This is a genomic window from Halorubrum sp. BV1, from assembly GCF_000746205.1.
Classification (GTDB): Archaea; Halobacteriota; Halobacteria; order Halobacteriales; family Haloferacaceae; genus Halorubrum.
Window position 1 is genome coordinate 1 of the sequence record NZ_JQKV01000028.1, and the last position, 1,461, is coordinate 1,461.

A 1,461-nucleotide genomic window follows, 5' to 3' on the forward strand; every position below is an offset into this window, starting at 1 on the left:
CCGGCACTCGTGGCCGTCCCGGTCGAGGACAGCCTGTCTGACTTCCCGCCACTCACTGTCTACGTAGTCGCCAGACTGCGAATCCGCCTCACTACTCATCGTTCACCCTCGTGTAGATGTAATCGTCGCCGTCCATCTCCACGCCAGGCAGCTGCGTGAGCGTGTTGAAGCCACGTCCCTGCGACTCGTTCTTCTTCACCCAGTTTCCCCAGAACGAACCGAACGACGCGTAGGCGACGTCGAGGTCGCGGTCCTCGACGAGCACCTCCAGGTCTCCCTTCGACACGCGTTCGCCCGCGTGCTCGCGCAGATACTCGTAGAACGCCAGCACAGTCTCTACGCGCGCTTCATACTTCGACCCGCTGCCCGGGAGGTCCAGAGACCGAAGAAGCGCCTCGACGTCCATGTCGTCGTCTACTACCCCCTCTTCCTCGGGTTGAGGGGCGGGTGTAAGCGCTGGGTCTTCCCGACTCTCCTCGGTCTCACTCGCCGGCTCAGCGCCACCTACGTCCGCCTGCTCGATGAGCCGCCAAATAACGTCCTCGTACGTCTCACCGCGCTTCTTCCGGTCGAACAACTCGTCGGCCAGTTCCTCCGTCACTCGGATACTGGTGTCTTCGCCCATACGTTCCGAGTCTTGTTGTATGCTCATAATGCTACGTATGCAGAGTATGCCCAGAAGAGTATAGTAGTTATGCAAGTATGCTATGCATACTTTTTTCATGCTGGGGGGCAGAGTGGGTAGTGACGCGGGACGCCTCCAGAAGTGAGGCCGGTGCTACAACACCGACCCTGCGTCGGACGACGCAATGTCAGCTACAGACCGCACTCTCGTAAAACCGCCGGAGGAACCGCACGACGACCCAGCCCTGCGACTCGACGATGCCAGCGACCGCGTCGTCGTTCTCGCGGGCGACGTGATCGACCAGCTGCACGGTACGGGTGACGTGGACCAGGAGGACGTCGAGGACCTGCGCGCCGCGCTCACCGACGCCGAGGACGTCCTGGACGAACTCGACGCGGGGGCGGGCCAGTGACGCTCGACGACGTCCGCGTCACCGCGCGCACGATCAGGACCGAGCGCGGGACGACGCACACCGTCTACGAGGTCGCCGGCCAGACCTACCACTCGCGCGAGCAGCTCCTCCAGGAGCACGGCCGCCCCGATCTCGCCGGCCGGGACACCGACCGCGCGACTGCCGCGCCGTGAGCGAATAGCCCGCGAACAGCCCCGTCTCCCCGGTATTCCCGTTCTGCGACCCGATCCTCGTACGCTTACCCCTACCCTCGGAGCCCGAAGACCGGCTTCCTCCGACGTCGTCTCGGTGAGCCAGCGGCTAACCAACGTCGGACAGGCGAGAAAGCACGTGTGTTGGTTAGGCGTCGTAGTCGCCGCGACGCGCGCGGAACGCGACCTCGTCGAGGCCGGCGCGCTCGCACTCGGCCACCAGGAACGCCTTC

General features: G+C 64.4%; 3 protein-coding genes. 2 read left to right on the forward strand and 1 reads right to left on the reverse strand.

The window, feature by feature from the left end; translation table 11 throughout:
• Window positions 1-91: 91 nt before the first annotated feature.
• Window positions 92-625 carry a hypothetical protein gene (locus EP28_RS11480; RefSeq protein WP_230455356.1) on the reverse strand — a complete coding sequence of 178 codons (534 nt, stop codon included), beginning with the start codon at window positions 623-625 and terminating at the stop codon, window positions 92-94.
• A 184-nt stretch (window positions 626-809) separates the two neighbouring features.
• Between EP28_RS11480 and EP28_RS11485 the strand changes: the two genes are divergently transcribed.
• On the forward strand, window positions 810-1,037 hold the full coding sequence (locus EP28_RS11485) for a hypothetical protein (RefSeq protein ID WP_049984153.1): 228 nt from the start codon (window positions 810-812) through the stop codon (window positions 1,035-1,037).
• Window positions 1,034-1,210: a hypothetical protein gene (locus EP28_RS14465; protein ID WP_196219639.1), complete on the forward strand. Its 177-nt coding sequence runs from the start codon at window positions 1,034-1,036 to the stop codon at window positions 1,208-1,210. Before EP28_RS11485 ends, EP28_RS14465 begins: the two co-directional genes overlap by 4 nt.
• The last annotated feature ends 251 nt before the right edge of the window (window positions 1,211-1,461 follow it).

What these genes read in the sequence shown, in the direction of transcription:
- EP28_RS11480 (WP_230455356.1), bottom strand. Translation starts at nt 625, where the DNA reads ATGGGCGAAGACACCAGTATCCGAGTGACGGAGGAACTGGCCGACGAG.
- EP28_RS11485 (WP_049984153.1), top strand. Translation starts at nt 810, where the DNA reads ATGTCAGCTACAGACCGCACTCTCGTAAAACCGCCGGAGGAACCGCAC.